Origin of the sequence: Kitasatospora sp. NPDC088861, assembly GCF_044750105.1 — a bacterium.
Taxonomy (GTDB): Bacteria; Actinomycetota; Actinomycetes; order Streptomycetales; family Streptomycetaceae; genus Kitasatospora.
Map to the genome: position 1 here is coordinate 65,875 of NZ_JBIVJF010000030.1, position 22,631 is coordinate 88,505.

The 22,631-nt window shown below is 73.0% G+C and carries 16 protein-coding genes; 8 read left to right on the forward strand and 8 right to left on the reverse strand.

Annotation, left to right across the window (positions count from 1 at the left end):
• Nucleotides 1–62: 62 nt before the first annotated feature.
• Nucleotides 63–638 carry a hypothetical protein gene (locus ACIP37_RS32350; RefSeq protein WP_363583556.1) on the reverse strand — a complete coding sequence of 192 codons (576 nt, stop codon included), beginning with the start codon at nt 636–638 and terminating at the stop codon, nt 63–65.
• Nucleotides 639–710: 72 nt separating this feature from the next.
• Here ACIP37_RS32350 and ACIP37_RS32355 point away from each other — a divergent pair, with 72 nt between their 5' ends.
• Entirely contained in the window at nt 711–1,190 is a 480-nt protein-coding gene (locus ACIP37_RS32355) for a universal stress protein (RefSeq protein ID WP_063351389.1), read from the forward strand.
• A 170-nt stretch (nt 1,191–1,360) separates the two neighbouring features.
• Here the strand turns inward: ACIP37_RS32355 and ACIP37_RS32360 are convergent, their stop codons facing one another.
• From ACIP37_RS32360 to ACIP37_RS32375, 4 genes are all read right to left on the reverse strand, one after another.
• Nucleotides 1,361–2,551: an acyl-CoA dehydrogenase family protein gene (locus ACIP37_RS32360; RefSeq protein ID WP_063349303.1), complete on the reverse strand. Its 1,191-nt coding sequence runs from the start codon at nt 2,549–2,551 to the stop codon at nt 1,361–1,363.
• 172 nt (nt 2,552–2,723) lie between these two features.
• Nucleotides 2,724–3,710, reverse strand: coding sequence for a hydroxymethylglutaryl-CoA lyase (locus ACIP37_RS32365; protein ID WP_400811800.1), 987 nt, complete (start codon nt 3,708–3,710; stop codon nt 2,724–2,726).
• Entirely contained in the window at nt 3,707–6,016 is a 2,310-nt protein-coding gene (locus tag ACIP37_RS32370; protein ID WP_400811803.1) for an acetyl/propionyl/methylcrotonyl-CoA carboxylase subunit alpha, read from the reverse strand. The genes ACIP37_RS32365 and ACIP37_RS32370 overlap by 4 nt, the downstream gene beginning before the upstream one ends.
• Nucleotides 6,017–6,204: 188 nt before the next feature.
• Nucleotides 6,205–7,917: a carboxyl transferase domain-containing protein gene (locus tag ACIP37_RS32375; RefSeq protein WP_400811806.1), complete on the reverse strand. Its 1,713-nt coding sequence runs from the start codon at nt 7,915–7,917 to the stop codon at nt 6,205–6,207.
• Nucleotides 7,918–8,049: 132 nt separating this feature from the next.
• Here ACIP37_RS32375 and ACIP37_RS32380 point away from each other — a divergent pair, with 132 nt between their 5' ends.
• Nucleotides 8,050–8,691, forward strand: a complete 642-nt coding sequence (locus ACIP37_RS32380) for a TetR/AcrR family transcriptional regulator (protein ID WP_363583548.1) — start codon at nt 8,050–8,052, stop codon at nt 8,689–8,691.
• Nucleotides 8,692–9,038: 347 nt separating this feature from the next.
• Nucleotides 9,039–13,127 carry an ABC transporter transmembrane domain-containing protein gene (locus ACIP37_RS32385; protein ID WP_400811809.1) on the forward strand — a complete coding sequence of 1,363 codons (4,089 nt, stop codon included), beginning with the start codon at nt 9,039–9,041 and terminating at the stop codon, nt 13,125–13,127.
• Nucleotides 13,128–13,183: 56 nt separating this feature from the next.
• Here ACIP37_RS32385 and ACIP37_RS32390 read toward each other — a convergent pair whose 3' ends face one another.
• The gene (locus tag ACIP37_RS32390) at nt 13,184–14,173 is read right to left on the reverse strand and encodes an ATP-grasp domain-containing protein (RefSeq protein WP_400811812.1); all 990 of its coding nucleotides are present in this window, start codon (nt 14,171–14,173) and stop codon (nt 13,184–13,186) included.
• 95 nt (nt 14,174–14,268) lie between these two features.
• Here ACIP37_RS32390 and ACIP37_RS32395 point away from each other — a divergent pair, with 95 nt between their 5' ends.
• Nucleotides 14,269–14,802, forward strand: coding sequence for an NUDIX domain-containing protein (locus ACIP37_RS32395; RefSeq protein ID WP_363583542.1), 534 nt, complete (start codon nt 14,269–14,271; stop codon nt 14,800–14,802).
• Nucleotides 14,803–14,948: 146 nt separating this feature from the next.
• On the opposite strand, the gene ACIP37_RS32400 is transcribed toward ACIP37_RS32395, so the two are convergent.
• Nucleotides 14,949–16,127 (reverse strand): hypothetical protein, encoded by a 1,179-nt coding sequence (locus tag ACIP37_RS32400; protein ID WP_400811814.1) that lies wholly within the window; start codon nt 16,125–16,127, stop codon nt 14,949–14,951.
• Between the two features lie 118 nt (nt 16,128–16,245).
• Nucleotides 16,246–17,349, reverse strand: coding sequence for an ABC transporter substrate-binding protein (locus ACIP37_RS32405; RefSeq protein ID WP_400811816.1), 1,104 nt, complete (start codon nt 17,347–17,349; stop codon nt 16,246–16,248).
• Between the two features lie 322 nt (nt 17,350–17,671).
• On the opposite strand from ACIP37_RS32405, the gene ACIP37_RS32410 reads away from it, so the two are divergent.
• From ACIP37_RS32410 to ACIP37_RS32425, 4 genes are all read left to right on the forward strand, one after another.
• A complete protein-coding gene (locus tag ACIP37_RS32410; RefSeq protein WP_363583536.1) occupies nt 17,672–19,243 on the forward strand; it encodes an APC family permease in 1,572 nt (523 codons plus the stop codon).
• Nucleotides 19,244–19,489: 246 nt separating this feature from the next.
• A complete protein-coding gene (gene trpS / locus ACIP37_RS32415; protein ID WP_400811818.1) occupies nt 19,490–20,545 on the forward strand; it encodes a tryptophan--tRNA ligase in 1,056 nt (351 codons plus the stop codon).
• A gap of 161 nt (nt 20,546–20,706) precedes the next feature.
• Nucleotides 20,707–21,663, forward strand: coding sequence for an LD-carboxypeptidase (locus ACIP37_RS32420; protein ID WP_363628189.1), 957 nt, complete (start codon nt 20,707–20,709; stop codon nt 21,661–21,663).
• Between the two features lie 31 nt (nt 21,664–21,694).
• A complete protein-coding gene (locus tag ACIP37_RS32425; protein WP_363628191.1) occupies nt 21,695–22,369 on the forward strand; it encodes a nucleoside/nucleotide kinase family protein in 675 nt (224 codons plus the stop codon).
• The last annotated feature ends 262 nt before the right edge of the window (nt 22,370–22,631 follow it).

The following is a 22,631-nucleotide window of genomic DNA, read 5'->3' on the forward strand; positions in this document are numbered from 1 at the left end:
TCACACCCGTCGTACTCTGAAAGGAACAGGTCACATACGGTGCTGCGCGGCGCAGACCGACGTCATCCCGTGGGCGGGCCTGCTGCCCGGGCGGCGTTGTCCTCTCCTGTCGGCCCCTCTCCCATGAAGAGCCGTGAGCCATGGCTGGTTTTGAGTCCTTCCGACCGGTGGAGCCGGACGCGCCCCGCAACGCGGGCGCGGACACCGGGGACGACGGCGGCCGCGCGGACCTCGCTCCAGCCGACGGCCACGCCGATGCATCGGGTCGTCTGCCCGCCAGCAGGCAGGCCGATGGCCAGGTCGACGCCCAGGCCGACGAGCCGTGCTGCGTACCGGCCGACGAGCACGGGGGTGAGCGTGGGGGCGGGCGGGCTGATGATCGTGTCGACGAGTACGTCGGCGAGCGGGTTGTCGGTGAGCGGGTTGGCGACGCCGCCGCCCAGCGAGCCGACGAAGCCGACGAACCGGCTGGCACCTCGGGCGTCGCTGGTACCGCCGATCTCATCCCGGGCGCCGAGGAAGCAGGCCTGGAGCCGGGCGCTCCCCGGGGCCTCGTGCGCGCTCTGTGCGGCCTGGTCCGACGGGGCGGCCTCGCCCGGCACGACCGTCCAGGGCCTCGCCAGCGGCGTGGCGGGCACCCGGCCGACCCCGCAGGTTCTCCGGTGACGGGCCGCCTGGGCCCGGGCGCCGAGCGCCCGGAGGCGTCCGGCCTGCCCGGCGCGCACACCGAGTCGACGGCCCGGGACGCGTCCGCACGCTCCCTCGACCCGGTCTTCCAGCACGGCGTGGTCGTCGGCTTCGACGGCTCCCTGTCGAGCGAGCGCGCCCTCGCGTACGCGGTGGGCATGGCGCGCCGTTCGCAGTGCGGCCTGGTGATCGTGCACGTCGCCAACCGCCTGCCCGCCACTGTCTGGGCAGGCTGTGAACCTCCCGTCTTCGTCGACCTCCCCGACCACCGGACCGAGGTCCTGGGCTTGGAGCTCGCCTGCGCGGACTTCCTCACCGGGGTGCCGTGGATCCTGATCGAGCGGGGCGGCGACATCTGCCACGAGATCGAGGAGGTCGGCCGCGAGTACGCCGCCGACGCGATCGTCGTCGGCACGACGCACGGCCTGCTCGGCAAGATCTTCGGCTCGGTCTCCGGGCGGCTGGCGCGGCGGGCCAACCGCCCCGTGATCGTGATCCCCTGACGCTCCGTCGGGCGTGGCGTGTCCGCGCCCCCGGAGGCGTCTCTCCGTTGTCGGCCGATGGTGTCGGCCGCTACTGGCGTCGACCGCCCCGCCGACGTAGGCCCGCTCCTCTGCGTCGGGGGCTCCTCAATGTCGTCTGAGGAGCGGGTAGTTGCTCCGGTGGGGCCGGATCAGAACCCGGCGCCGATCTCCCGGGCGATGAGCATGCGCTGAACCTCCGATGTGCCCTCCCCGATTTCCAGGATCTTGCAGTCGCGCCAGAAGCGGGCGACCGGGAACTCGTTCATGAAGCCGTACCCGCCGTGGATCTGGGTCGCCTCGCGGGCGTTGTCGACGGCGGCCTCGGACGAGTACAGCTTCGCGATCGCGGCCTCCTTCTTGAACGGTTCGCCGTGCAGCAGCCGGGAGGCGGCGTCCCGCCAGGCCAGGCGAGAGGTGTGGGCGCGCAGCTCCATGTCGGCGAGCTTGAACTGGATGGCCTGGTTGGCGCCGATCGGCCGACCGAAGGCCCGGCGTGTGCCGGCGTACTTGACGGACTCGTCGACGCATCCCTGGGCCAGGCCGGTGGCCAGGGCCGCGATCGCGATGCGGCCCTCGTCGAGGATCCGCAGGAACTGGGCGTAGCCTCGGCCACGCTCGCCCAGCAGGTTGGCCGCGGGAACGCGGCAGTCGGTAAAGGACAGTTCGCGGGTGTCGGATGCGTTCCACCCGACCTTCGAGTACTTCTTCGATACCTGGAACCCCGGGGTCCCGGTGGGCACGATAATGGAAGAGATTTCGCGCGTTGGCGAGCGGAATTCGCCTTCTTCACTCGAACGAGCGATCGGTTCCGTGAGTGCGGTGACGGTGACCAGACCGGTGATGTCCGTGCCGGAGTTGGTGATGAAGCACTTGGTGCCGTTGATGACCCACTCGTCGGTGGTCTCGTCGTACCGCGCGGTCGTGCGGGTCGCGCCGGCGTCCGAGCCGCCCTCGGGCTCGGTCAGACCGAAGGCGCCGAGGAGTTCGCCGGAGGTCAGCCGGGGCAGCCACTCGCGCTTCTGCTCCTCCGTCCCGAACCGGTGGATCGGCATCGCGCCGAGCGAGACGGCCGCCTCCAGGGTGATCGCCACCGAGGAGTCGACCCGGGCGAGTTCCTCCAGGGCGATGCCCAGCGCGAAGTAGTCGCCGCCCATGCCGCCGTACTCCTCCGGGAAGGGCAGGCCGAACAGGCCCATGCGCCCCATCTCGCGGACGATCTCGTAGGGGAACTCCTCCCGCTCGTAGAACCCGCCGATCTTCGGCGCCACCACGTCCTGGGCGAACTCGGCGACGGTGCGTCGCAGTTCCTCGTACTCGCTGCTGAGCCGGTGGTCGAACACGGTGATCCTCCTGGAGCCCGGCCGGGGTGGCCGCGGGCGTGAGCGGGACGACCGGCGCCCGTCTGACGGTGTGACGGTCGCACGGTGTGGTTGGGCGATGAACGTGGTGCCCGGTGCTGGCCGCGGCCGGGATTCCGCGCGGCCGGCACCGGGGAGCGGTGGTGGGGCGGGGTCAGCCCCGGGCGGCGCCGAGCAGCGCCTGGACGGTGCGGGACGGGCTCGGACGGCCGAGCCGCTCGGCCATCCACCCGCTGGTGGCGACCAGCGCGCGCAGGTCGACCCCGGTCCGGATGCCGAGCCCGTGCAGCATCCACACCAGGTCCTCGGTGGCCAGGTTGCCGGTGGCGCTCTTCGCGTACGGGCAGCCGCCGAGGCCGCCCGCCGACGCGTCCACCGTGGTGACCCCCTCGCGCAGGGCCGCCAGGGTGTTGCTGAGTGCCTGGCCGTAGGTGTCGTGGAAGTGCACGGCGAGCCGGTCGGCCGGCACCCCGGCCCGCGCGAAGCCGGCCAGCAGGGCGCCGACCTGCCCGGGGGTGGCCACGCCGATGGTGTCGCCGAGGCTCAGCTCCGCGCAGCCCATCTCCAGCAGCCGCACGCCGTACGCGACCACCTGGGAGACCGGGACCGGACCCTCCCAGGGGTCTCCGAAGCACATCGAGAGGTAGCCGCGGACCGCCAGCCCGGCCTCGGTCGCCCGCGCCACGACCGGGCGGAACATGGCCATCGCCTCGTCCGCCGAGCGGTTGAGGTTGCGGCGGGCGAAGGTCTCGGTGGCGCTGGCGAACACCGCGACGTCGGTGGCGTGGTGGGCGAGCGCCCGGTCGAGGCCGCGTTCGTTGGGCACCAGTACCGGCAGCCGAAGGCCGGGGTGGCGCTCCGGCAGGTCGGTGAGCCGGGGCATCAGCTCCTCGGCGTCGGCCAGCTGAGGGACCCATTTCGGGTGGACGAAGCTGGTGGCCTCGACGGTGCGCAGCCCGGCGGCCGCGAGCCGGGCGATGAACTCCGCCTTGACCTCCACGGGCACCAGGGAGCCCTCGTTCTGCAGCCCGTCGCGCGGTCCGACCTCGTGGATCCGGACCTCCTCGGGCAGGCCGGGGGCGCGGACGGGGTCGGGCAGGCCCAGGTCCAGCGCGTCGGGCTCGCGGGCGGGTGCGGTCATGACCGCACCCCGGCGGTCGCGGGGGCGCCCTGCTCGTCGGCGCCGTCCCCGGCCGGGGCGACCACGACCAGCAGTTCCTCCATCGCGACGGTGGCGCCGGCGGTGGCCCGCAGCTCGGCCACGACACCGTCGTGCGGGGCGGCGATCACGTGTTCCATCTTCATGGCCTCCAGCACGAGCAGGGGCTGGCCCTTGCGGACCGTCTCGCCCGTCGTGGTCTTGACGACGGTGACGGTCCCGGGCATCGGGGCGGTCAGGGCGCCGTGGTGGGCGGCGGTTCCGGCGGCGCGCTCGCCCACCGGGTCGTGGGCGTGCAGCGACCAGGCGTCGCCCTCGACGCCGAGCCAGGTCACCGGGCCGGCGGCGAGGCCGGGAGCGGCGTCGGTGGCCAGCGCGAACGTGGTCTGCAGACCGTCGACGGTCAGGTGCAGCCGGTCGGCGGTCCGGGTCGCGCGGGCACGGTGGACGGGCCCGGCGCCGAGCCGGAGCTCGACCTCGCGGGTGAGCTCGGCGGGATTGTCAGTGGCATCGGCTACGTTGCCCGCAGTGATCGAACGGATGCGCACCGAGACCGGATCCTGGCCGGGGGTACGGAGTCGGTGGGTGGTCCAGGCGGGGGTGCCGCTCAGGCGCCAGCCGGAGGGAAGGGAGAAGGGGTCGGTCCAGCCGCCGGGGTCGGCGGCCGGGGTGAGGTCCAGGTGCCGCGCCAGCGCGGCCGCGTAGTAGAGGAGGTGGGCAGGTGGTGGCGTCTCGGCCGTCAGCGGGTCGGCAGTTGTGGCATCGGCCTCGTGCGTGCCATCGGCCTCGTTGGCCTTGTCGGCCTCGCCGGTCTCGTTCGCGTCGCTCGGCGCGTTCGCCGGGGAGTACGGCGAGGCGAGCAGGGCGGGCTGCTGTTGGGCCGTCTGTTCCACCAGGCCGGTGTCCAGTCGGCCGGCGACGACCTCGGGGTGTGCGAGCAGCCGTCGCAGGAAGCCGGTGTTGGTGGTGACGCCGAGGATGCGGGTGTCGGCCAGTGCGGCGCGGAGCCGGCGCAGCGCGGTCGGGCGGTCGGGCCCGTACGCGATGACCTTGGCAAGCATCGGGTCGTAGGCGCTGGTGACGACGGATCCCGGGGCGACTCCGGAGTCGACTCGCACGCCCTCGCCCTGGGGCTCCTCCAGAACGAGGATGCGGCCGCCGGTGGGCAGGAAGTCCCGTTCCGGGTCCTCGGCGCAGATCCGGGCCTCGATGGCGTGGCCCAGGAAGGAGATGTCGGACTGATCGAAGGAGAGCCGTTCGCCCGAGGCGATCCGCAGCTGCCACTCGACCAGGTCGAGTCGGGCTGAATCATCGCCGACGGCGACGGCGAGTTCGGTGACGGGGTGTTCGACCTGGAGACGGGTGTTCATCTCCATGAAGAAGAAGTCCCGTACCCCCTCGGTGGAGGCGGTGGCGGGGGAGTCCGGGTCGATGCCGGGAACGATGAATTCCACGGTGCCGGCCCCGGTGTAGCCGCAGGACTCCGCGGCGCGGACGGCCGCGGCGCCCATCGCGGCGCGGGTCTCGGCATTGAGCAGAACGGAGGGGGCTTCTTCGATCAGTTTCTGATGGCGGCGCTGGAGGCTGCATTCGCGCTCGCCGAGGTGGACGGTGGTGCCGTGGGCGTCGGCGAGCACCTGCACCTCGATGTGGCGCGGCCGGTCGACCCAGCGTTCCAGCAGCAGGGTGTCGTCGCCGAAGGCGGTCCGGGCGACGCGGCGGGCGGCGGCGATCTCGGTGGGCAGGTCGGCGCGGTCCCGCACGAGGCGCATACCCTTGCCGCCGCCTCCGGCGGACGGCTTGAGCAGGACGGGGTAGCCGATCTCCTCGGCGGCGGCGAGGAGTTCCCCGTCGGTGGGCGCGGTGGCCTGGCTGCCGGGGACCACCGGAACGCCGGCGGTTCGGACGGCTTCCTTGGCGTTGATCTTGTCACCCATCAGCTCGACCGCACCGGGAGGAGGTCCGATGAAGACGAGGCCGGCGTCGGCGCAAGCGCGGGCGAAGCCGGCGTTCTCGGCGAGGAAGCCGTAACCGGGGTGCACGGCCTGGGCCCCGGTGCGGCGGGCGGCGGCGAGGATCTGGTCGGTGCGCAGGTAGGTCTCGGCCGCCGAGCTGTCGCTGCGGTCGGCGGGGCCGAGCCGGACGGCGATGTCGGCCTCGCGGACGTGCGGCGCGTCGGTGTCGGCGTCGCTGAACACGGCGACCGAGCGCACGCCGAGCCGCCGCAGGGTGCGGATCACCCGGAGGGCGATCTCGCCGCGGTTGGCGACCAGAACTGTGTCGAACATGGGAGGCGTTCCTCCGGGTCGAGGGGAGCCGTACGAAGGAGGTGGCGGCGGAGTGGCGGCGGGGAGGGGAGGGCGCCGGCCCGGGCGGTGCGCCGGCGCCGCGGGAGTCACGCCCGCAGGAGCGGGGTCACACCGACAGGAGAGGAGAGGTCGCGTGGGAGGGGCGGGTCACACCCGCCGGGGCGGGGTCACATCCGGAAGACCCCGTACGGGCCGGGCGGCGGAAGCGGGGCGTTGGCGCAGGCGGTGAGGGCGAGGCCGACGACAGTGCGGGTGTCCATCGGGTCGATCACGCCGTCATCCCAGAGGCGGGCGGTGGCGTAGTAGGCGTTGCCCTGGCGCTCGTACTGCTCGCGGACGGGGCGCTTGAACTCCTCCTCCGCCTCGGCCGGCCACTGCTCGCCGTGGGCCTCCAGTTGGTCGCGGCGGACGGTGGCGAGGACGGACGCCGCCTGCTCGCCGCCCATCACGGAGATCTTCGAGCCCGGCCACATCCACAGGAAGCGAGGTGAATAGGCCCGGCCGCACATCGAGTAGTTGCCGGCTCCGTACGAGCCGCCGATCACCACGGTCAGCTTCGGGACGCGGGTGCTGGCGACGGCGTTGACCATCTTGGCGCCGTGCTTGGCGATGCCGCCCGCCTCGTACTGCCGGCCGACCATGAACCCGGTGATGTTCTGTAGGAAGAGGAGGGGGATGCCGCGCTGGTCGCACAACTCGATGAAGTGGGCGCCCTTGAGGGCCGACTCGGAGAACAGCACGCCGTTGTTGGCGACGATGCCGACGGGGTGGCCGTGGATCCGGGCGAATCCGGTGACCAGGGTCGCGCCGTACTCGGCCTTGAACTCGGCGAACCGGCTGCCGTCGACCAGCCGGGCGATCACCTCGCGCACGTCGTAGGGCGTGCGCGGGTCGACCGGGACGGCCCCGTACAGGCCGACCGGGTCCACGGCCGGCGGCTCGACCGGGGTGAGCGGCCACGGCCTGGCCGAGCGCGGTCCGAGCCCGGCCACGACCGTGCGGACGATGGAGAGGGCGTGGGCGTCGTCCTCGGCCAGGTGGTCCGTCACCCCCGAGGTGCGGGAGTGCAGGTCACCACCGCCCAGTTCCTCGGCGGTGACCACCTCTCCGGTGGCGGCCTTCACCAGCGGCGGCCCGCCCAGGAAGATCGTGCCCTGGTTGCGGACGATCACGGCCTGGTCGCTCATCGCCGGGACGTACGCCCCGCCGGCGGTGCAGGAGCCGAGCACGGCGGCGATCTGCGGGATGCCCGCGGCGGAGAGCCTGGCCTGGTTGTAGAAGATCCGGCCGAAGTGGTCGCGGTCCGGGAAGACCTCGTCCTGCATGGGGAGGAAGGCGCCGCCGGAGTCCACCAGGTAGACACAGGGCAGCCGGTTCTCCAGCGCGACCTCCTGGGCGCGCAGGTGCTTCTTCACGGTCATCGGGTAGTAGGTGCCGCCCTTGACGGTGGCGTCGTTGGCGACCACCACCACCTCGCGTCCGGCGACCCGGCCGATGCCCGCGATCACCCCGGCCGCGGGCGCCGCCCCGTCGTACATCCCGTCGGCGGCCAGCGGGGCCAGTTCCAGGAAGGGCGAGGCCGGGTCGAGCAGGGTGTCCACCCGGTCGCGGGGGAGCAGCTTGCCGCGCGCCGTGTGCCGGGCGCGGGCCCTGGCGCCGCCGCCGAGGGCCGCCGCGTCGAGCTTCTCGCGCAGCTCGGCGACGAGGGCCCGGTGTGCCTCGGTGTTGGCCCGGTAGGCGGTGGAGCCCGGGTCGACCGCGGTGCCGAGCCGGGGCGCGGGAGCAGCGGCTCCCGGCGGTACGGCACCCGGCGCCGCCGTGGTGCCGGCCGCTGCGCTGCCATGGACGCCGGTGGGTACACCGGCGGTTGAGATGACCATTCCCAAGAGCTCCCTTGCCCTCGGCACCAGGTGGGCGGCCGAATGCGGTGCGCCCGTGGACCCCACGTTAATTAACGTTAACTTACGCGCCCAGGTTAACGGCCGATAACCCCACTGTCTACGATGGGCAGCATGCCGAACGTCCCCGCAGCCTCCGCGCTCCCACGCCGCGACCAGATCCGTCGGGAGGCCGCGCGACTCTTCGCGGCCCGGGGTTTCCTCGGGGTGGGTGTGGACGAGATCGGCAAGGCCGTCGGCATCAGCGGCCCCGGGCTCTACCGCCACTTCGCCGGAAAGGACGCGATGCTCGCCGATCTGCTGATCGGCATCAGCGAGCGCCTGCTGGAGGAGGGGCGGCGCCGGGCGGGCGGCGGTGACGGTCCGGCCGCCGCGCTGGACGCGCTGATCGGCGGCCACGTCGACTTCGCCCTCGACGACCGCGACCTGATCACCCTCCACGACCGCGAGCTGCTGAACCTCAAGGAGGAGGACCGCCGCACCGTCCGCCGGCTCCAGCGCGGCTACGTCGAGCTGTGGGTGGACGTGGTCCGGCAGGCCTATCCGCAGCTGACGGGCCCCGCCGCCGAACCGGTGGCCAGGGCCGCCGTCCACGCCGTCTTCGGCCTGATCAACTCGACCCCGCACAGCCTCGGCCCGGGCCCCGCCCAGGACGAGCGCTCCGGCCTCCAGCGCGACGGCATGGCCGTCCTGCTGCACGCCCTCGCCCACGGCGCCTTCGCGGCGGCGGCAGAGTCGGTGTCCGCGCAGGCCTGATCCCTGCGCCCCCGGAGGGCCTGCCCGGCGGTCCGGGCCCAAGCGTCGGCGGTCCGGCTCCGAGGCCGGAGGCGTACGGCCACCGGAGGTCTAGGACCAAAGGATGGCGCCCGCCCGCCCCTGGCCGCTGGGCCTTCGGCGGGTCGTCCGCGACCCTGGAGTCAGGCGACCCTGGAGGCGGGCGGGGTCGGCGGGCCGTGTGTGCGTTCGGCCGGGAATCACCGCAGGCCGCAGGCTGTTGGCCAGTCCGCCGGACCGGACGATCTGGGCCGCCCGGCCCGCTCCGGCCCCATCCGGGCCGGAAACGCCATGGCGGCCACCCGACGAAATGGTTAGCATCCCTAAATATGCCTGAGACTCACGGATCCACGGTGGAGCAATCCCCGAGCGGCTCACCGGACCCCGGCGCGAGCCCGCAGCTGGACGGCGACCACCCGCAGCCGGACGGCGACCACCCGCAGGCCGTCGGCTGGCTGCGCCGCCTGGTCGGCTACTGCTGGCGGTCCCGCCGCAGCGTGCTGCTCGCCTTCGGCGCCTCGCTCGTCGGCATGGCCGTCACCTCGCTGGTGCCGCTGGTCACCAAGGTGATCATCGACGACGTCATCACCGCGCACACCCGCTCGCTGGTCCCCTGGGCGGTGGTGCTGCTGCTCGCCGCCGTCGTCGTCTTCGGTTGCACCCAGGTCCGCCGCTACTACGGCGGTCAGCTCGCCCTGGACGTCCAGCACGACATGCGCAGCGACCTGTTCCGCTCGCTCGGCCGGCTCGACGGCCACCGCCAGGACCGGCTGGACACCGGCCAGGTGGTCGGGCGCGCGACCTCCGACCTCCAGCTGATCAACGGCCTGCTCTCGATGCTGCCGATGATGACCGGCTACCTGGTGATGTTCGTCATGTCGCTGGCCGTGATGGTCTGGCTCTCCCCGCCGCTCACCCTGATAGCCCTGGTGATGGCCCCCGCGCTGTGGTGGATCACCGTCCTCAGCCGCAAGCGCCTCTTCCCCGCCACCTGGGCCGCGCAGCAGGAGGCGGCCGCCGTCGCGGGCGTGGTGGACGGCGCGATCGGCGGCGTCCGGGTGGTCAAGGGCTTCGGTCAGGAGGCGCAGGAGCTGGACAAGCTGGAGCGGGCCTCCCGTCACCTGTTCGCCGCCCGGCTCCGGTCGATCCGGCTCAACGCCCGCTACAACCCGGCGATGCAGGCCATCCCGGCGCTCGCGCAGGTCGCGGTGCTGGCCTTCGGCGGCTGGCTGGCCGTCGACGGCCAGGTGTCGCTCGGGACCTTCGTCGCCTTCTCCACCTACGTCGCGCAGATGACCGGGCCGGTGCGGATGCTCACCATGGTCATCACGGTCGGCCAGCAGGCCCGGGCCGGTGTGGAGCGCGTCCTCCAGCTGATCGACGAGCGCCCGCTGGTCCAGGAGCGCCCGGACGCGCTCACCCTGGACCTCACCGGGGACGGCACCCGCGAAGGCGCCGCCACCGGCGTCCGCGAAGGCAGCGCCGCAGGCCCCCGCGCCACCGCAGACACCCGCGCCACCACAGGCCCCCGAACCTCTGATGTCGCCCTGGAGTTCGACCAGGTCGAGTTCCGCTACGACCCCGAGCACCCCGCCCCCGTCCTGCACGGCCTCAGCCTGAAGCTGGCCCCCGGCGAGACCCTCGCCCTGGTCGGGGCTTCCGGCTCCGGCAAGTCGACGGTGGCGCAGCTGGTGCCGCGCTTCTACGACCCGGCGGCCGGCGCCGTCCGCCTCTACGGCCACGACCTGCGCGACCTCACCCTCGACTCGGTCCGGTCGGCGGTCGGCATCGTCCCCGAGGAGAGCTTCCTGTTCTCCGAGTCGGTCCGCACCAACATCGCCTACGGCCGTCCGGACGCCACGGACGAGCAGGTGGTGGCGGCCGCGCGGGCCGCCCAGGCCGACGAGTTCGTCCGCGCGCTGCCCGACGGCTACGAGACCAAGGTCGGCGAGCAGGGCCTGACCCTCTCCGGAGGCCAGCGCCAGCGGATCGCGCTGGCCCGGGCGATCCTCACCGACCCCCGGATCCTGCTGCTGGACGATGCCACCTCGGCAGTGGACCCGCAGGTCGAGGCGGAGATCCACGACGCGCTGCGCTCGGTGATGACCGGCCGCACCACGCTGCTGATCGCCCACCGCCGTTCGACCCTGCAGCTCGCCGACCGGATAGCCGTCCTGGATCACGGCCGGCTGCTGGACATCGGCACGCACGAGGAACTCGACGCCCGATGTCCCCAGTACCGGGCTCTGATCACCGACCCCGAGGCCGGCCGCACACCCCGGTCGTCCGAGGCCCCGCAGACCGTCGAGCAGACCTCCGCGCGGACCGTCGAGCAGGCCTCTCCGCAGACCCCCGAGCAGCCTGCTGGGCAGCAGGCCCCCGAGCAGCAGGCCCCCGAGCAGCCGGCCGCTGAGCAGACCGAGGCGTGGTCCACCCCCGAGCCTGTCCACGAACCGACCCCCACGCCGGCCTCGCCCCCCACCCCGGAACCCGTCGCCACGCAGACCCCCGCCCCGGCCACCCCCGACCTCCCCACCCCCGCCCTGGTCAAGGCGGCCCGCACCGCCGACCCTGACCTGCTGGCCAAGGTCGCGGCCCTCCCGCCGGCCGCCGACTCCCCGGCGGTCCCGCGCGCCGAGGCCGAGGCCGGTGACCCGGACTTCACCCTCCGCCGCCTGCTGCGCCCCTTCCGCGTCCCGCTCGCCTTGGCCCTGCTGCTCGTCGCGCTCGACGCGGCCTCCGGCCTGGTGCTGCCGGTGCTGATCCGGCACGGCATCGACCAGGGAGTCAGCAAGGCCCTGATGTCCGGGGTCGCCGTGGCCGCGCTCGCCGCGCTGGTGGTGGTGCTGCTGGACTGGTTGGTGCAGAGCGCCGAGAACCGGGTCAGCGGCCGGACCGGTGAGCGGGTGCTCTACCTGCTCCGCCTCAAGATCTTCGCCCACCTCAACCGGCTCGGCCTGGACTACTACGAGCGCGAGCTGTCCGGTCGGATCATGACCCGGATGACCACCGACCTGGACTCGCTGACGTCCTTCCTGCAGACCGGCGTGGTCACCGCCGTGGTCAGCCTGCTGACCTTCGGCGGGATCTTCGCCGCGCTGCTGATCATCGACGCCGGCCTGGCCCTGGTGGTCTTCGCGGTGCTGCCGCTGCTGGTGATCGCGACGCTGGTGTTCCGTCGGAAGTCCAGGGATCAGTACGAGTTGTCCCGGGACCTCATCAGCACCGTCAACGCCGACCTCCAGGAGAACGTGGCGGGCATGCGGATCGTCCAGGCCTTCCGCCGCTTGGACACCAACACGGACCGCTTCGTCGCCCGGGGCGTCGCCTATCGCGAGGCCCGGGTGCGCGCGCAGCTGTACATCTCGCTGTACTTCCCGTTCGTCCAGTTCCTCTCCAGCGTGGCCGCCGCGCTGGTGCTGATCGTGGGCGCGGCCCGGGTCGACGCCGGGACGCTGACGGTCGGCGCGCTGGTCGCGTACCTGCTGTACATCGATCTGTTCTTCGCACCGGTCAATCAGCTGTCCCAGGTGTTCGACGGCTACCAGCAGGCTTCGGTGGGTCTCGGCCGGATCCGGGAGCTGCTGCGCACCCCGACCGCCACGGCCGAGGCGGCCGACCCCGTGCCGGTGCCCGAGGGGCTGCGCGGCGAGATCTCCTTCGAGGGCGTCGGCTTCGCCTACAACGGTGGTGCGGACGGCGCCCCGAGGGTGCTGACCGGTGTGGACCTGCACATTCCGGCCGGGCAGACGGTGGCGCTGGTGGGCGAGACCGGCGCCGGCAAGTCGACGCTGGTGAAGCTGGTCGCCCGGTTCTACGACGCGACGGAGGGCACCGTGCGGGTGGACGGGGTCGACCTCACCCGCTTCGACCTGGCGCAGTACCGCCACCGGCTGGGCGTGGTGCCGCAGGAGGCGTACCTGTTCGCGGGCACGGTGCGCGAGGCGATCGCGTACGGCCGGCCCGACGCCTCGCCGGCCGAGGTGGAGGCGGCGGCCCGGGCGGTCGGCGCGCACGACATGATCGTCCGGCTGTCCGGCGGCTACGACCACGAGGTCGCGGGTCGCGGCCGCAACCTCTCGGCCGGCCAGCGGCAGTTGATCGCGCTGGCCCGGGCCGAGCTGGTCGATCCGGACGTCCTGCTGCTCGACGAGGCGACCGCGGCGCTCGACCTGGCCACCGAGGCGGCGGTCAACCAGGCCGCGGACCGCCTCAGCGGCGGCCGCACCACGCTGGTCATCGCCCACCGGCTGACCACCGCCGAGCGCGCAGACCGGGTCGTCGTGCTGGACCACGGCCGGGTGGTCGAGGACGGCACGCACACCGAGCTGCTCGCCCGGGGCGGCACGTACGCCCGGCTCTGGCAGGCGTTCATCGCGGACGGCCACCCGGCGGTCGAGGCCGTCGCCGCCGGGTAGCCGACTGCCCGCGATCAGTCTGGCGGACCGTCGCCGGCGGCCCGTCAGGCTGATCGTCAGGCGGCGATCAGCGAGGCCAGCAGGCCGGTGGCGTCGATCCCGCGCGGCAGGTCGCTGACCTGTCCGTCGCCGACCTCGACCACGCGCCAGCCGGAGCCGTCGGCCCGGCTGGCGAGGTCGGTGGTGACGAAGCGGCAGCCGAGCATCCGGACCAGGGGGCGGACGCCGGCGAGGTCGGGTTCGACATCGTGGTGAGGCGCGTCGGGGTGCGGTCCTACCAGGACGGGTTCGCCGTCCAGCCACCACACCCGCGCCTCCACGGCCCGCCCGCTCCCACGGCCCGAACGGTCATCCGACCCTCCATCCGACCCTCCATCCGGCCCTCCGCCCGATCCTTCGCCCGAGTCGTCACCCGAGCTGCCGCCCGGCCCGTCGGCCAGCGGCTCGAACTCCTCGTACCGCCGCAGCACCACCCCGCCGGTCAGGAACTCGCCCTGGAGCTCGACGAACCGCGCCACCACGCGTCCGACGCTCGCCAGATCGGCCAACTCGGGGACGTAGCAGGCCTCGTGCCACTCGTGCTTGCGCGACTTCACGTAGTCCTTGACGATCGCCGGCCCGCTCCCGCCGAGCCGGGCCGCGGCGGCCGCCAGCTCTTCCGGCCCGGGCACCGCGGCAGCGGCGGCGGGGATCCACGTGCTGGGCGGGGTCGCCCCCTCGAACACGCCGTACCAGCCCGGCAGTTCGTGTGCCGTCGCGTAGCCGGCCGGGCTGGTCAGCAGGGCGCAGCCGCGCGCGGCGAGCGCGGCGGCGAAGCCGGCGTAGCGGGCGGACGGAAGCATCCAGCCCCGGTACCAGAGCGGACCCCGGTCCTGCGGCACCCGTCGGACCGCCTGCTCGGCGTGCCCGGTGAGCAGCGCGTCGTGGTCGACCAGGTGGTGCTCGCCGCCCAACTCCCGCAGCAGCCTGGCCTCCCAGGCGAAGTGCGGGTCGGGCCGGCGCGGGTTGAGCGGGTCGGCGGGGAAGAGGATCGCGGGTACGGGCATGGCCGTCAGGGTAAGGCCCGGGCGGGGCGGCGTCGGCGGCTTTCGGCGCGTCAAACCCGCTCGACGGCCCGGCCGGGTGCTGGGAGAGTGATCCGATGCGAAATCTGCTGAGACTCCGTAGGCGTGTCCCCCGGCAGGCGGCTCGCACGGTGGTCCTGGACGAGGACGGCTCGGTCTTCCTGCTCCGTTCGGACAACGACGAGGTCGGCGTCCACTGGACCATGCCGGGCGGCGGGCTGGAGCCCGGCGAGACCCCGTGGACCGGCGCCCGGCGCGAACTCTGGGAGGAGACGGGCTGGAGCGACCTCGAACCGGGCCCGCTGCTCTGCACCTGGGAACACGACTTCACCTGGCACGGCACCCCGGTCCGTCAGCACGAGCACATCTACCTCACGGGCGGACCGCACCGCGGTCCGGTCGGTGATGTCAGCGCGGTGCATGCCGAGGACCGGATCCTCGACTGGCGCTGGTGGACCCCGGCCGACCTGGCGGACGAGAACGCCGACGCGCTCTGGCCGCCCCGGCTGCCGGAGTTGCTGACCGCCGTCCGCGAGGGCTGGGCCGTCGACGGGCGCCCCCCGGTACCCGTCGACCTCGGCTTCATCCCGAACGCCCCGGCCAGCCGCTGACGGCCGCCCGCTGACCGCTCCCCGACGCGCGGCCGACCGCGATCTCCCGGCTGCCGTCCCCTGGTCGTTGCCGGCGGCCCCTGAACGCGCGCTGCTGCGACCGTTGCCGACGGGCCCTGCCCGCGCGCTGCTACGACCACACGCCCCTACGGGCGCCCGCCGCGTCGTGCCCGCCCGCCCGGGCCGGATTCCCAGCCGTGCAGGTCCAGCTCCCGGTCGTGCAGCGCGCAGGGGTTCATCAGCACGGTCAGCTGCGCGTCGGTCAGCTGCTCGAAGGCGAGCCCGGTGGCGGACAGCAGTTGCTCGGTCGGCACCGAGACGGCGATGGCGGGGCGCCAGGAGGGCAGCACGATCAGGCTGGTGCCGCGGCCGATCCGGACCGGTTCCGCCGTCACCCGGATCGGCGCCCGCTCCTCCGGGCGGCCGACGGCCTCGGGCTGGTTCGGGCTGCCGCCGATCAGGATGCCGAGCGGTGTCTCGGCCCGCGCCGCCTCGGGGCCGGCGGCCGATGGCGCTGTCACAGCCCCGGTGCCTCCGATGGGTGCACCCGAACCGGGTGCGGCTGCCGCCCGGACCTCGGCCGGGAGAGCAGCGGAGGTCGCGGCCGTCTCCCGTGCGGCCGCCCCCTGCCCGGTCGCGTCGGCCTGCGGGTGCATCCGGCGCAGTCGGCGCGAGGGCGCGGGGCGCCGGGATCCGGCGGCCCGGAGTTCCTCGCGCGCCGCGCGCAGCACGGGCACGGCCCGGTCGCCCTCGGGCGCGACGGCCGGTCGACCGAACCGGCCTGCCCCGGTCCCGGCCCGCCCGCCCACGGCCTCGGCCTCGCCGCCCGGAACGTCTTCACGGTGCTGAACGCCCGCGCCGCCCTCACGGACCCCGCTGTCCCCGTCCCCGTCCTCGTCCTCGCCGTCCTCGGCGCTCTCGCCGAGCAGCGCCCGGACCTCCGTGGCCGGTCGCCGGCACGCGGCCGCCAGGTCGGCGACCGAGCGGCCTTGGGCGCGGGCGGCCCGCAGCCGGTCGGCGAGCGCCGCCCGCAGCCGTGAGGTGGTCGGATCGTCCGCAGCCGCCTCGCCCCCCGCTGCGGGTCCGCCGTTCCCCGCGCCGTCCTCCCGTCCGCGCGGCTGCGGAACCGAGTCGTGGCGTGAGCCGCCCGCCTGGCGCGGCCCACCGGCCGTGCCGGACGGGGCGGCGCCCGGAGCGCCGGCCGGGCCGGTCTCGGCGGCCGTCGCGATGGAGCAGCGCGCAGCGTGCGGGGGCGCGGATCCGGCGCTGCCCCCGGGCGGGCCGGGCAGGGACGGGTCGGTTGCGGCGGAGTGGAGCGAGGTCATCGGCACGGGCCCTTCGGCGGACGGTCCGGATGATCCTCCCGCACCGCGCGACCAGCTCCAAGAGTCAGTTCCGGGGGTGTGCGCGAGACCACTGCCCGCCCCTACGCCCCGTGTCGACTCAAGTGCCGGGCGCGACGAAGCCCTTGAGGTCGGCGAGCACCGCGTTGGCGGCCATGACACCGAGCCCGAGGAACCAGGTCTCATCCGAAACCGGCCGGGCCTGACCGGACTTGACCGCGCCGAGGGTCTTCCAGAGCGCGCCGCCGAGCACCGCGTCCTGGTTGGTGGAGCTGGGGCTGCCGTACACGCCGTAGAAGATCCAGTCGGCGTCGGCCTTGTCGATCTGCTCCGGGCTGACCTCCACCGCGAGTTCCTTGACCTGTTCGATCTTGGGCTGCGGCAGCGGGACGTCGGTGAGGATGGTGCCGATGAAGGACAGCTCGGCGTACAGCCGGGTCCGGCCGGGCATGAAGCGCAGCGGCGTGATGGTGGGCCGCTTGTCGCCGAGCTTGGCGCCGATCGCGGTGGCGGCCGCCTGGTACGCGTCGAGCTGGGTCTTGGCCTCGGCCTCCAGGCCGAACGGGCTGGCGTTGAGCTGGAAGTTCTGCTTCCAGGGGTAGCCGGGGCGCAGCGAGAAGACGGTCGGCGCGATCTTGGAAAGCTGCGCGTACTGGTCCTGGGCGCGCAGCTGGCTGCCGAGGATCAGGTCGGGCTTGAGCGCGGCGATGGCCTCCAGGTTGAGGCTGTTGATGGTGCCGACGTTGGCCGGGTTGCCGGCCTTGTCCTTGAGGTAGGACGGCAGGGACTTGGAGCCGTCGGTGTAGACGATGCCGACCGGCTGGATGCCGAGTGCGACGACGTTGTCGAGTTCGCCGGTGTCCAGGACCACGACCCGGGTGGGCTTGGCGGGGATGACGGTCTCGCCCATGGCGTGCTTGACGGTGCGCGGGTAGACGCCGGGGGCGGCGTCGGTGCCGAAGCCCTTCATCTTCTCGATCACGGTGGCGTAGTCGTCGCCGCCCTGCTTGACCGACTTCTGGTCGGGCGATGCGCCGCCGGTGCCGGGGGTCGCGCCGCCGGAGCCGCCGTTGCCGCCCGAGCCGCAGGCGGTGAGCAGTCCGCCGAGGCCGAGGACCGCCCCGCCGGCGATCCCGGCGGAGAGGAACCTGCGGCGGGAGGGGGTGCGGGGGACGAGAACCAGGTCGTCGGGGTGGGGGGCCACGCGACGCTCCTTCGAATCGAGGTTAGGTGAGGCAAACCTATCCGAAGCGTCCGAGGGGGGACGTGGCGACCCGTCCGGGCCGGGGGTGAACCATCTCAAACCTTGACATAAGGGAGAAATTCTCTTGACCCTAATCCTTTGAAACCAAGGTACACCGCTTAACGCGCCGTTAATGCTGCACCTTGACGGCCTTCACCGAGAACGAATCGAAGCAAGTGGTTTAGATCACCAAGGGTTGGTCTACTCAACCTTCCATGCTCGCGCCTAGGGTGCGCTGGTGTTTGATCAGCAGCTCTCAGAGCACGGAAGCAGCGGCCGGGCAATGGCGCCCGGCGCTCCGCAGGGTGCCCCGGTCAGTGGCATCAGTGGTGGAGTCCCCGACCAGGGGACAGCTGGGGGAGCGGGGGACAAGGGTCTACGGGGCAACTCGGTGGGCCTGCTGGGCAGTGTGGTCCTGGGCGTTTCCACGGTCGCCCCGGTCTACTGCCTGACCGCGACACTCGGGCCGACCGTCACCGCGGTCGGCGTCCAGATGCCCGCCGTGTTCCTGGCCGGCTTCCTGCCGATGCTGCTCGTCGCGTTCGCCTACAAGGAGCTGAACAAGGACTTCCCGGACTGCGGCACGTCCTTCACCTGGACGGTCAAGGCCTTCGGCCCCCGGGTCGGCTGGATGGCCGGCTGGGGCCTGACCGTCGCGACCATCATCGTGCTGTCCAACCTGGCCGGGGTCGCGACCGAGTTCCTCTACCTGATGCTCGGCGAGATGACCGGCAGGAGCTGGGTCGCCGAACTCGACCAGAACCAGGCCGTCCACCTGCTCACCGTCGTCCTGCTGATCGCCGGCGCCACCGCGATGAGCTACCGGGGGATGACCGCCACCAAGTGGTTCCAGTACAGCCTGGTCGGCCTCCAACTCGCCGTGCTGGTGCTCTTCTCGGCCATCGCCGTCGGCAAGGCCGCCGCCGGCGACCTGCCCGACTCGATCGGTTTCTCGTTCTCCTGGCTCAACCCGCTCCAGGTCAGCTCCTTCAGCGCCTTCACCGCCGGCCTGTCACTGTCGATCTTCATGTACTGGGGCTGGGACACCTGTCTCACCATGAACGAGGAGACCCTCGGCAGCGCCAAGACCCCCGGCCGCGCCGCGATGGTCTCCATGGTCACCCTGGTCGGCTCGTACCTGCTGGTCGCGATCTCCGCCCAGATGTTCGCGGGCGTCGGCTCCACCGGCTTCGGCCTCAGCAACCCGGAGACCTCCGACAACGTCTTCGCCGCGCTCGCCCGCCCGGTCCTCGGCTCGCCGTGGAGCGTCCTGCTCTTCCTGGCCGTCGTCGCCAGCGCCGCCGCCAGCCTCCAGACCACCTTTATCCCGGTGGCCCGCACCCTGCTCGCGATGAGCGCCTACCGTGCCGTGCCGCCGCGCTTCGGCGCCGTCCACCCGCGCTTCCGCACCCCCGGGTACGCCACCGTCGCGGCCGGCATCGCCACCGCCGTCTTCTACGTCGGCATGAGCCTGATCAGCGAGAACGTCGTCCAGGACACCATCCTGGCGCTCGGCCTGATGATCTGCTTCTACTACGCGCTGACCGCGTTCGCCTGCGTCTGGTACTTCCGCCGCTCGCTGCGCACCGGCCCCCGCGACCTGTTCCTCAAGGGCATCGCCCCGCTGCTCGGCGGCGTGCTGCTGAGCGGGGTCTTCCTGCAGACCCTCACCGACGCCTGGAACCCGGACTACGGCAGCGGCGCCGTCTTCGGCATCGGCTCGGTGTTCGTCATCGGCGTCGGCATCCTGCTGCTCGGCGCCGTCCTGATGACCTGCTACGGGCTGGCCCGGCCGGAGTTCTTCCGCGGCGAGACGTTGCGCAAGGACACCCCCGCGCTGGTCGTCGAGGACTGAGAGGACCGACAGGACCGGGAGGACCGGGAGGACCGGAGCGCCGAAAGCCGACCACGCCGCCGGGCACCGACGCTATCCTCGACCGCATGAAGCTCTACGCGGGCCAGTGCTGGTGGCCGTCCTGAGGGACGGCCACCCCACCCGCTTGACCAGGGCCGTCCGGAATGGACGGCCCTTTCGCGTTTCCCACGGAACGGGCCCCCGCCCCGGACGGCCGCCACCACCGCCGTACCGAGGAGAAACCCGATGACCACCGAGACGACCGCGACGACCCCGTCCGTGGCGACCACCGCCACCTTCACCGCCGATCCGGCCGGCCACCGCGTCCTCACCGGGGACCGCCCCACCGGACCGCTGCACCTCGGCCACTACTTCGGCACCCTGTACAACCGCGTCCAGCTCCAGAACCAGGGCGTCGAGATGTTCGTCGTGATCGCCGACTACCAGGTCATCACCGACCGGGACATCGCCGACCGGCTCGCCGAGCACACCGAGAACCTCGTTCTCGACTACCTCGCGGCCGGCCTCGACCCCGACCGCGCCACGATCTTCGCGCACAGCGCCGTCCCCGCCCTCAACCAACTGCTGCTGCCCTTCCTCAGCCTGGTCAGCGTCGCCGAACTGAACCGCAACCCCACCGTCAAGGACGAGATCGCGCACTCCCGCCAGTCCGCCGTCAACGGGCTGATGTTCACCTACCCCGCCCACCAGGCCGCCGACATCCTCTTCTGCAAGGCGAACCTCGTGCCGGTCGGCCAGGACCAGCTGCCCCACCTCGAAGTCGCCCGCACCATCGCCCGCCGCTTCAACGAGCGCTACCCGCACGCCGACGGCGGCGCCGTCTTCCCCACTCCCCGCGCACTGCTCTCCGACGCCCCGCTGCTGCTCGGCACCGACGGCGGCAAGATGAGCAAGAGCCGGGGCAACTCCGTCCCCCTCGGCGCGACCGAGGACGAGACCGCCCGGATCATCCGCGGCGCCAGGACCGATGCCGACCGTCGGATCGACTACGACCCGGCCAACCGGCCCGAGGTCTCCGGCCTCATCCTGCTCGCCGCGCTCTGCCAGGACCGCGCACCCGAGGAGATCGCCGAGGAAATCGGTGACGGCGGGGCCGCCGCGCTCAAGCGCACCGTCACCGACTCCGTCAACGAGTACCTCCGCCCCCTGCGCGCCCGCCGCGCCGAACTCGCCGCCGACCGAGGCCACCTGCGCCAGGTCCTGCGCGACGGGGCCGAACGCGCCAACGCCGTCGCCGACGCCACCCTCGACGAGGTCAGGAAGGTGATGGGGGCGATCTGAAGAACCGCCCCGCACCTCCGGCGCACCTTCGGGGCACCTTCGGCCCGAAGACGTCGGCTCGCGGACATCGGCCCGTCGACACGGGGGCATATCGTCACCGGGCGGCCTCGACCACGCCGAGGCCGCCCGTACCCGGCCTCCCCCGAAAGGCGTCCCGGCCCATGGACCAGCACCCGACCACGCCCGGCCAGGGTCTGACCCGCCCGCCACACCTGCGCCCCGGCGACCACATCGCCGTCGTCGCCCCCAGCGGCCCGATCGACTCCCAGCGGCTCACCGACGGCTGCGCGGTCCTCCGCTCCTGGGGCCTGCGGGTCACCGTCGCCCCGCACGTCCTCGACGCCCACCCCACCCTCGGCTACCTCGCCGGCACCGACGCCGACCGCGCCGCCGACCTCCAGTCCGCCTGGCTCGACCCCACCGTCGACGCCGTCATCTGCGCCCGTGGCGGCTACGGCGTCCACCGCATGGTCGACCTGCTCGACTGGGACGCCATGCGCGCCGTCCCGCCCAAGCCGTTCATCGGCTTCAGCGACGTCTCCTCCCTCCAGGAGGCCTTCGCCCAGCGGCTCGGCATCGCCACCCTCTACGGGCCGATGAGCGCGGCCGGCTCCTTCATCACCGACGGACCGACCGCCGAGCACCTGCGCCGCACCCTCTTCGAGCCCACGGCCACCACCGTGCTCACCTCACTGACCGCCACCACCCTCGTCCCCGGCCGCGCCCGGGGCGTCACCGCGGGCGGCTGCCTCCACGTCCTCGCGGCCGAGCGCGGCACGCCCGCCGCCCGGCCCTCCTACGCCGGCGGCATCCTGATCCTGGAGGACGTCCACGAGCAGCCGTACCAGCTCGATCGGCTCCTCACCCAGTTCCTGCGCTCCGGTGCGTTCGACGGGGTCGCCGGCATCGCGCTCGGCTCCTGGGACGGCTGCGGACGGCTCGACCGCGTCCGGGACGTCATGCTCGACCGCCTCGGCCCGCTCGGCATACCCGTCATCTGGGAACTCGGCTTCGGCCACTGCCCCTCCACCCTGACCGTCCCGCTCGGCGTCCCCGCCGTCCTCGACGCCGACGCCGGCACCCTCACCCTGGAGGTGCCCGCCCTCGCCGAGCGGTGAGGCCCGTGCCGGAGGTGAGTAGGGTGCGGCCATGAACGAGGACCGCCTCACCGCCCTCGCCCTCGGCTTCCTCCGGGGCCCGGGCAGCAACGCCCGCACGATCCTCGGACTTGCCGGCCCGCCCGCCGCCGGCAAGTCCACCCTGGCCCGGCACCTGGTCGCCGAGATCGAACGCGCCGAGGGCCCCGGCAGCGCCGCGTACGTCCCGCTCGACGGCTTCCACCTGTCCGCCGCCCAACTGGACCGCCTCGCCCTGACCCACCGCAAGGGCGCCCCCGCCACCTTCGACGCCCACGGCTACGTCGCCCTGCTGCGCCGCATCGCCGCCGACCGCTTCCAGGACATCTACGCCCCCGACTTCGACCGTACCCTCGACGAACCGGTCGCCGCCCGCCACGTCGTCCGCCCGCACACCCGCCTCGTCATCACCGAGGGCAACTACCTCGCCTCCACCGACGCCCCGTGGCCGGAGGCCCGCCGCCTGCTGCGTGAACTCTGGTACGTGGACACCGACGACGCCCTCCGCGAGGAGCGCCTGCTCCGCCGCCACCGCGACGGCGGCCGCGACGAGGCCACCGCCCGCCACTGGGTGACCGGCAACGACCACCCCAACGGCGAGTACGTGAAAGCCGGCCGCGCACTCTGCACCCGGACCGTCGCCGGCAGCGGCTTGCCCGCGACGCCGACCAGGGGTAGTGTTCTCTAGTCGCTCGGCAGGGAGCACCGGACACGCATCGGCGCGGACGGTCCCGGGGCGGCCAATCCTTTTGAAACACCATTTCCTGGTTCGGGCTGGGTCGCGTCTTGTCGCGGCTTGGTTCTTATTCGGTGTGTTCGTTTTATTGGATTGCAGTCGATTCGCTTTTCGGAGCGGGGATCGGCTAGAGTTTGAAACGTCGGACGGGGCGTCAAGCCGCAGAAGACACCAGCGAGTTGGATGAACGAAGCGCCGGAAACGGAGCGGAAAA

Bases quoted from the DNA above. Each gene is read 5' to 3' on its own strand.
- ACIP37_RS32365 (WP_400811800.1), bottom strand. From the start codon at position 3,710: ATGACCGCACCCGCCCGCGAGCCCGACGCGCTGGACCTGGGCCTGCCC.
- ACIP37_RS32370 (WP_400811803.1), bottom strand. From the start codon at position 6,016: ATGTTCGACACAGTTCTGGTCGCCAACCGCGGCGAGATCGCCCTCCGG.
- ACIP37_RS32375 (WP_400811806.1), bottom strand. From the start codon at position 7,917: ATGGTCATCTCAACCGCCGGTGTACCCACCGGCGTCCATGGCAGCGCA.
- ACIP37_RS32380 (WP_363583548.1), top strand. From the start codon at position 8,050: ATGCCGAACGTCCCCGCAGCCTCCGCGCTCCCACGCCGCGACCAGATC.
- ACIP37_RS32385 (WP_400811809.1), top strand. From the start codon at position 9,039: ATGCCTGAGACTCACGGATCCACGGTGGAGCAATCCCCGAGCGGCTCA.
- ACIP37_RS32390 (WP_400811812.1), bottom strand. From the start codon at position 14,173: ATGCCCGTACCCGCGATCCTCTTCCCCGCCGACCCGCTCAACCCGCGC.
- ACIP37_RS32395 (WP_363583542.1), top strand. From the start codon at position 14,269: ATGCGAAATCTGCTGAGACTCCGTAGGCGTGTCCCCCGGCAGGCGGCT.
- ACIP37_RS32400 (WP_400811814.1), bottom strand. From the start codon at position 16,127: ATGACCTCGCTCCACTCCGCCGCAACCGACCCGTCCCTGCCCGGCCCG.
- ACIP37_RS32410 (WP_363583536.1), top strand. From the start codon at position 17,672: ATGGCGCCCGGCGCTCCGCAGGGTGCCCCGGTCAGTGGCATCAGTGGT.
- trpS (WP_400811818.1), top strand. From the start codon at position 19,490: ATGACCACCGAGACGACCGCGACGACCCCGTCCGTGGCGACCACCGCC.
- ACIP37_RS32420 (WP_363628189.1), top strand. From the start codon at position 20,707: ATGGACCAGCACCCGACCACGCCCGGCCAGGGTCTGACCCGCCCGCCA.
- ACIP37_RS32425 (WP_363628191.1), top strand. From the start codon at position 21,695: ATGAACGAGGACCGCCTCACCGCCCTCGCCCTCGGCTTCCTCCGGGGC.